At 46.3% G+C, this 8,331-nt stretch carries 5 protein-coding genes; 2 read left to right on the top strand and 3 right to left on the bottom strand.

From position 1 onward, the window contains the following. From KNO78_RS14640 to KNO78_RS14630, 3 genes are all read right to left on the bottom strand, one after another. The coding region (locus KNO78_RS14640) for a DNRLRE domain-containing protein (protein WP_214691666.1) at positions 1-6,222 on the bottom strand (6,222 nt) is incomplete at its 3' end. 492 nt (positions 6,223-6,714) lie between these two features. Next, positions 6,715-7,098, bottom strand: a complete 384-nt coding sequence (locus tag KNO78_RS14635) for a hypothetical protein (RefSeq protein WP_214691665.1) — start codon at positions 7,096-7,098, stop codon at positions 6,715-6,717. A gap of 138 nt (positions 7,099-7,236) precedes the next feature. Next, complete coding sequence (locus KNO78_RS14630; RefSeq protein ID WP_214691664.1) at positions 7,237-7,434, bottom strand: hypothetical protein; 198 nt, start codon at positions 7,432-7,434, stop codon at positions 7,237-7,239. Between the two features lie 385 nt (positions 7,435-7,819). On the opposite strand from KNO78_RS14630, the gene KNO78_RS14625 reads away from it, so the two are divergent. Together KNO78_RS14625 and KNO78_RS14620 are read left to right on the top strand one after the other, a co-directional pair. Beyond that, positions 7,820-8,002, top strand: coding sequence for a helix-turn-helix transcriptional regulator (locus KNO78_RS14625; RefSeq protein WP_374193987.1), 183 nt, complete (start codon positions 7,820-7,822; stop codon positions 8,000-8,002). Then, positions 8,003-8,284 carry a hypothetical protein gene (locus tag KNO78_RS14620; protein WP_214691662.1) on the top strand — a complete coding sequence of 94 codons (282 nt, stop codon included), beginning with the start codon at positions 8,003-8,005 and terminating at the stop codon, positions 8,282-8,284. Positions 8,285-8,331: the final 47 nt, after the last annotated feature.

Below are 8,331 nucleotides of genomic sequence, written 5' to 3'. Positions count from 1 at the left end.
TCCCTGCTCGTCATAGGTGAACTGCCATGCTTTCGTACCGCCAGTCTCTTGGATTGCAGTCAGGTTACCCAAGGCATCCCACGTGTACGTCAAGCGTCCATCTTCGATACGATTCCCATCTTGGTCATAGGTAATGCCTTGACCATCGAACTTGGTTAATCGATTGGAACTGTCGAACTCGGCCAGTTTATCGTCTACGTTGGTTCGGTTCGCACGGGCATCATACTCATACGTAATCGTTTGCCCATCCAGTGTCCGCTCTTCAACCAGCTGGTCCATCGCATCGTACGAATAGAGTGCCGTCCGTCCATCCTTGTCCAACTGCGTCAAGTTCCCATACTCGTCATAGGTATAGCGCTCATAAGCGATTTGTTTGTCCCCGGCAGATGCAGTCCATGCTGACACGGCACCCGTCTCATCAAGCGCGACGAGTGATTCTCCCCCCTGTCCGGGCATCGTGATCTGGGTGACCTTCCCGTTCTCGTTGTGGCGGAACTTCCACCCCTTCTCCCCGATCTTTACCGCGTCATTTCGCATCGCGGCATCGTATTCGAACTCACGGGTAGTGTCTCCCAACCGAATTGAGGACAGGATTTCTGTACGTGTGGTCCCTTCACCTTTGTACACCCAATTCTGGGTGACACCATGGTAATCCGTGATCCCTTTCAAACGACCTGTACCGATTTTCCCTGCACTCTCATCGTCGGGGTCTGTTTTACCCGGATCATATTCGTAGTGTTTTTGTTTCGAATCATTGATCCCCATTGAGATAGTCGTCAGTTCCCCAGTGGATTGGTCATAGGCGTAGTTGAAGCGACTGACAGTCGCTGTCCCCTCAACCCCGGTCTTCTCCTTCACCTCTATGATGTTCCCTTCACCATCATAGACATTGATCATACCTTTTCCTGAAGGAAGCGTAATCCCTGTCAAATGGCTCGTGACGTCATCATACTCATATCGATATGTCTGCTCACCGGGCCGTGTGACCGAAGTGATACGCCCTTTCTCATACTCATATTCGGTCACTGTCGCATCAAATGTTTTCCTCGTCACTTCGTCTTTATCGTTATATCCATAGGAGATTCTCGTGCCGTTCTCAGCAACAGTCGTTTGTAGACGTCCACGTACATCGTATGTGTTCTTTCGGAGATGACTTCCCTGTTTTACGGACAGGATGTTCCCGAAAGCATCGACCGAATAGTTGACCGGTGACTTTGTCAATCCCGTGTCCTGTAACACATAGTTTCCTTGCCTGTCATAGGACGATTCCGATACGACGCGTCCGACTGACGCCCGAACCGCGTCGATGAGTACATCTTCACCTGAATTATTTTGTATCGTGATGTCTAGCTTGTTCAGTTTCTGATTCGTCTCAGACGTCAATTGAACGGATTGCCGTTGCCAAGGTGCCTTCGCCGTTTCTTCGACATGAAGATTATTGAAAGAGGTCGTCTTTTGCACAGTACTTCCATTTTCATACGTGGCCGTCACGTGTAACACGGTGTCCTTCGTAGCCTTTTGGGCCAAAGCACTGACATAAAACGGTTTGGCTACCGATTGATTGACTATAATCGTTTGCTTTGCCGACCCATCGGCAAGAAGATTTAGTCCACTCCCGCTCATATATCCAGTCACGCTTGTGACAGCTTTGGAGAGTTGCCACTTGTTCACCCCATCAAACCCGCCTTGTTCGACATGGTTGAATGCCGAGGCAGAGACGGCATGCCCTTGTTTGGCCGTGTCCAATTGAACCTCATCGAATACAGTGATCCCATTTTCTGAAGTAATGTCAACTCTGACTTTCGTAGCTCCGTCTGGTGCCGTGAACTCGACGAAACGTCTTGTCCATTCGTCAAGGTTCCCCATCGGACGAATCACATATGAACCGACTGATACATTTGAGCTATTGAGTAGTGTCAACGTGACGCTCCCTTTAGCTGTTCCTGTCGTTTTCATATCGATACCCAGGTTGTAAGGGTTGCCTGCTTTGACGTCCATTTCACGTGAGAGCGTCGTACTGTCAAGCTGCAGAGCCTTTCCATTTCTCCCATTCATCATGATTGTACCCGGAGATACCGTTTCCGAAGACTCGAATCCCCCATTCTCGTATAGATTCACGCCAGGCGTTAAGCCTACACCCTCGCGAACAACATTCCCAAGAGCATCATATTCTGTGAATCCGATTCTTTCTTCCGATTCTTCGTGATTGACCACTTCTTCTCGGTCTTCGTTATAAGCAATCTCTTCTGCTATTCCGAACTCGTCTTCAATCCGGAGGAGGTCATCATTGTTCTCAGCATACTCATAAGTCCTAAGAGATGTCGCATCTTCTTCTTTTCGAACCGCTCCATCGAGTTCCCTGGTGTCGTCAACGTCTGCAGTGTCACGTGTAGCATAGTGGGTCGATTCAATCGACCCGTCAGGGTTCGTCACTTTCGTAACCCTGTGATCCGTCCACTCATATACCGTGCTCTTTCCATTCGATGACTCTTTCGTCAAATGTCCAAACCTATCGAAGACAAATTTGACTGGGGCATCTGCTGCTTCTTTACTCTCGTTTAACTTGTGAGTCTCATATGTGATATCATCTGTGTTTTCCTCGGATACATTCTTATAAGAAACCAATGTCTCGTCTGCTTCCCTGACCGTAGAAATGGTTTTCGCATCGAAGGTAGCCACGACTTCGTTCTTGTCTGCTGTTTCGTGACCTGGCAAAATGAGGCGCTTAATCATCGAGGCTGTCGCGTCACGCGCAGTCACTTCCCCGGTTTCCTCGATCACTGATACTGCCGTGTCATATTCATAGCCATAGCTTCTAGTCGGGCTCTCTCCCTTGAGACCGTCCACACTTACAAGTCGATCCCATGCGTCATAAGTGTAACGAGTAGTTTTCGACTCCACCTTATCATCCGAGGAGGCTGTCACGTTCATCTCGCTGACCCAACCTTTTTCGTTATATGTGAACTCGATTCGATTGGGCGAGTCCGCTCCGCCATCACTTGCTGCATAGACCGCTTTTAACCGGGTAGCCTCTCCGGTCACTTCATAGTCAAAGCGAACACGGTTCTTCTTGTTTGGCGCTTTCGTATCGTACTCCATGGCGATGAGACGACCTTCTCGGTCATAGATTTCACGTTGTCCGTCGCTCAACTGAATCACATATTCGTCATTGACCTCATCAATCAAAAAGTCGTAGTCCACTCCAGTCGGGGGGAGTAGCCTCACTTTTCCGTCGTCACTTTGTACACGAAGGAAGAGGTGTCCGCTCCCATCCGCGTCGACATAGCGGACCACTTTCGTATCGGCATCTTTCGGAATCTCGAGGCGACGCTCGAGGCCACTGTGCCATCCCAGACCGAACATCCCTAGTCGGGTGGAGGTCGAATTGAAGTAACGTGCCGCCGACACTTCTGGACCTCGACCAGGCAATACTTCGTCCACCTGTTCTAGGAATTGGTTCCCCTTCAAGACATTGAATGATCCGATGGACGTCTCAAGCATGGGATAAAATTCCTCAGTACCGAGGTCTGGTTCATTGATCGCCGTGATGGTTGGTGTCGTCGGTAATGTTCTGACTAGATTCCCTTCCGAAATAAAATTCGAAGCGAGGAGCACACCCTCACTATCCGCTTCACGATAGGCTGTGACACGAATCCAATATTTTTTCTCAGTGCCATATTTACCGCCAGACAAGATATAGTTCGAGCTCGGATCAATCGGGAGTTCACCGCCTCGTCCGACGACGCCGTCGTTGTTGAGCTTATAAGACTGTCCTTCGAGCGGCCATAACTTCTTGTCACGTGTATGCCACGACGTCACCTCTCCAGATAATGAGTCGACAAGGTCGTACTCTTTTCCATTAAATAGATAGACATTATATCCAGCCGCACCAGGTACCGGTTGCCAGTTGGCAAACAGGAAACCGGTATTGTTTTTTCGGTTATCTGCATATCCGACTGCCTCCGCGGTCACTCGAGGTGCAGGGACATTCATCGTCTTTACAGCTGACCCACCACTTTGGCCTTTGGAGGATTTGGCATATACCCGGAAATAATAGTGAAGCACCGTCGGATACGTATCGTGATCGGGGTTGTTCTTGCTATATAACGGTCGTGGGTCACCAGGAAAGTCCTGGCCGTCACCTTTTCGGAACGCCGTTCTCGTATTGACAGGCAACGCCTCGATTTGTTTTGTTGTCGGGAACAGCCGCTTGCCGCTCGGATTCCAGCTGGTACCTGTGACGTTATCAATCAATTCATAGGAGAAACCGTTGAACGCATAGATATCATAACTTGTCGCATGCTCAGATGCCTCCCAGTTCAACGTGAACCTCGCCAAGTCATCGTTCGTTGTATCGCGGACCTCAAGCGAGAGGTTCGTCGGCACATCTGGTATCAATTCTTGGAGGGAACGTTTCGCCACCGATGAGGCTGATCCGCTCCCGAGCTTGTAGTCCGCGATGACACGGAACTGGTAGGAGAGTGTGTTCGTCGTCGTTCCGCTGCTCATATTGAAAAAAACAGACGGTTCGACCAAAAGGTCTTGTCCATCCCCGCCGCGGAACTTGATTCCCCCTGTTCCCGAATCCCGCTCACCATATTGTGTCGTCTTCGGGAAAATCTTTTTGTCTTTGGTCGTGAACGCACGGGATGTGCCTGTATAAATCGTTTGCCAGCCTTTGCCGTCAAACATTTGTAATCGGTATCCGGTCGCGCCAGACATAGCCGGCCAGTTCACATTGATATACCCGGTCGATGCAGTCGGGGTCGTCAAGAACCCTTCTGTCGTGACTGTCGCCATCTTCGGATAAGTATAGGACACATTCAAGTTCGTCCGATTTGAACCATTCTCAGATGCCGAGATTTGTTTCCAATGTGTCGTACCGTTCCCGTTCGTATGGAACTTGAATCCGTAGTCGGTTCGGCTTCCCGCTGCGACTTGATCGACGAAAGAGGTCACGTCGAAGTTTGCCCATTGATCTCTTGCCACGTTTGTGGACAACAAGTTCGTCGACGATGGTCTCGTATTCCAAGTGACCCCGGTCTCGGACCAGTTCTCATTTACACGATCAAGCCAGAGACCGTTTTTAGTCGTCGCATAATAGCTCCAGGTGACAAAAGTGTTCACCTCTGCCGAATTGATGATTGCTCCACGAAGGTCTGACAAAGCCGGGAACTTGATCAAACCATAGTTCGTTCCGGATGTTGCATCATAATACCCGACCCATAAGACATACTCTCCCCTTGAAGAGCTCCAAAATTTGTTCATGTTCGAAGTCGGAAACTTCGAAGAGACGAACGTGTCGAGACCCACGTTTCGAATCAACGTCGGATCTAAGTAGATCGGATATTTTCGAGAAGGATCTTTCAACCAGTCTTGATCGGGTACAACCTTCAACTCATACGTATCGCCCCCTTGTTGAACAAGCTCATATTGAACGTCGAGCGAGCGACCTGGGAGTCCAGACTTCTCATTGATTGAACTATCTTGCATTTCCGGGACCGGCATCGTGAACGATAATGTATCGTCTCGGTAGAAAAAGACTTGGTTATCATTCAACTCAGGTCGAAGTTCTGTCTTGAATTCATAAATCACTTCCCGAGGCAACGCCGATTGTTCATAAAAAATGATATCTTCTTTCACTTCGTCATTTAACGTGATGTGACGAAGGTCGACGTTTGGAAATACCTCTTTGTGCCATACTTGGTTCTCGTTTGTGACCGTCGGGGTCTCACTTGGCATTACGAGCTCATCTTCATAAAGAAGTCCTTTCAATGTGAACGATACGGTCGATTCACCCTGTCCGACTCTTATAAACGGTGAATCAGACTCGAGAGAAGACTCAAAGGTCAGAGGAAGGCTCGTCGCCTTTGGGGAATAGCCGTCCTCCGTACGCTCAAGGTTAGGGTCTAAGGGAACGGTTTTGCCGTCCGCTTTCTTGATTTTGATCGCGTCATCAAAAGCGGTCAATTCGTATGTCCCCTTTTCTTTCCCTTCTGTAACGATGACGTGTTCCCCAGTGATGTTCTCAATGGGAAGATAGTCCTCTTCCGTCTCAGGGGCGATCAATTCTTGATCTGATCCCTTCATATTTAATGTTATCGATTCATCACTCTCCAAATCGTTCCCTTCAGCTTGCACACCATTCCCCATCGGGAAATTGGACAGTACAAGAGAGATGGTCAACAAAACAGAGAGGGCCTTTTGAGTGAATATCCGCATACTTTACCTCCATAATTTTACAATTGTTGTTATATTAATCTGTCGCTAAAATAATTTTACACATTTACAAACAAAGGGGAAATATTTTTTCAATTTTACATCAATAAAATATTTTAAGTGTTATTTATACTTAATTGGATAAAAAAAGATTTTTATATTTATTCCTTATCTTTTAATCGATTCGTAGTAAAAAGGAGTAAGTATTTGATAATTAAAAAGACTGAAGCACTCTCCGAAACATTTTGATTAATCAGAATGTTTCGGGTAGATAAAAACACCATTCGACCGAATGGTGTTCCTCGCGTGGCATGAGACGCGCCCACGCCTTTGATTTTTATTTTTCCTTACGCTCCGTGCCTCCCGTTAGAAAGGGTCAGGAACATAGAGATGCGGCTTGTGAGCCAGCAGCTCTTGTTATCGGGCCGTCAGGGGGGCAGCGGTGCGATGAGCGACTTCGCCTCCTGGCGTTAGACGCTCACGCATGAGCCCGAATCACCACTCCTTCTCCCATGCCCCGTCTTCAGACACGCCCCAATCCTCAAAGCGATACTTGATGAGCCAATGGACATGCATCACTTCATATTCGAATACACCTTTGGATAGATCTGAGACAACGAAGCTGACATCCCCATCCGCCACCACCCAAGTTCCATACAGATACACAATCTTGACTGGACGCTCTTCTGCGTCCAGATAGATCACTATACGAAAGTAGGGCGAGTTCCGTCCTTCATCGAACCGGACGACCTTCTCGACGCAATGTTCCCTGTCGACGACACGTAGCCACTCAGGATGTTCCATCAGTTCAGAGAACACGGCCCGGACGAACGGATCCAATCCATCGAACGCATAGTCATCAAGTAGCCGCTCGTCCACCACGTCTCACCCTTTCAGTCTTTATAGACCGATTCCCGATACTTATGGGATTCACGCCTCGTTAAAGACTCAAGTGAGAAAAATAAATGTATACACGTATACAAATCTACAAGTATACATGTATACATTTTGAAACAATCAGTTATGTACTTGAAGCGTGTTTGTATTAAAGAAGACCGTCATTTGTTTTAATCGTTCTCCTTCTTTCACCTCACAAAAGATGTCCATGCTTACCAACTCAAAAGCTTCAGGATCGATGTCCATCCGTTCAGGAAGTCTTCTAAGCAATACCTCTTTCATCTCTTTGATTGTTTGCTGGTCCAATGTGTGACTCATTTGAATCATCCTCTCCTGTTGATAGCTCAACAATACCTTGAATCTGACCGCTCGACATCTCGGTTTATTTCATATAAGCTCTGGGCTTGTTTGAAACAAGCCCAGGGCTTACGTAGGAAAAACGACCATTTTCACCAAACAAGCACTCATTTTTTCATCAATCCAAACATCGCCAATACACATTCATGAAAAGACAGAGCAACGCGATTCTCCAATCTCTCACAGAAACACGTACATGTTATCCTTTTATCATGGATTTAAGGATTAAGTAATATATTTGCGACTTTATGATAAAAATACATTACTAAATGTTTTATATATGTTACTATATAAGTAAGTTATATTATGAAGGGACGTGAGCAAATTGCTAGATAATAAATTAGCAATGTATAGGGGAGAAAAAAAATGGACCCAACAGCAATTAGCTGAAATCGTTAATGTAAGTAGACAAACTATAACAAACATAGAAAAAAACAAGTACAATCCATCCCTTATACTTGCATTCAAAATATCAAATGCATTTGGCAGAAGTATACTAGAAGTTTTTTCTTATGAGGAGGATATTTAAATGAATTTTTTAATCGCGATTTTAGGTGGAATTGTTTTAATCTCTAATCTCTATATAATGAATTTTAAGGAGAGTACGGAAGGTAATGATGAACGAGGGGAATTAATCAAATTAAAAACTGTCAACCTAATGTATAATATTCTATATATATCAATCGCCTCTGTCTTGATTTTAATTGGATTATCGTTTATTTCATTAGATGCAGGTGTAAAAATTATGTTTGCTGTATTTCTACTAGATAGTGTCGCTGGTGCCATTTACCTTTATAATATAAAAAAATAAACAGATTAAGGTCACGCATAGTTTACGATAGGCGAGACCTTAATCCC

The sequence above is a fragment of the Exiguobacterium sp. s132 genome (assembly GCF_018617235.1).
In the GTDB taxonomy this organism is placed as follows: Bacteria; Bacillota; Bacilli; order Exiguobacteriales; family Exiguobacteriaceae; genus Exiguobacterium; species Exiguobacterium profundum.
Note: the sequence above shows the minus strand (reverse complement) of the source record. Positions and strands in the feature narration are given on the sequence as shown.

What these genes read in the sequence shown, in the direction of transcription:
- KNO78_RS14625 (WP_374193987.1), top strand. Translation starts at nt 7,820, where the DNA reads ATGTATAGGGGAGAAAAAAAATGGACCCAACAGCAATTAGCTGAAATC.
- KNO78_RS14620 (WP_214691662.1), top strand. Translation starts at nt 8,003, where the DNA reads ATGAATTTTTTAATCGCGATTTTAGGTGGAATTGTTTTAATCTCTAAT.
- KNO78_RS14630 (WP_214691664.1), bottom strand. Translation starts at nt 7,434, where the DNA reads ATGAGTCACACATTGGACCAGCAAACAATCAAAGAGATGAAAGAGGTA.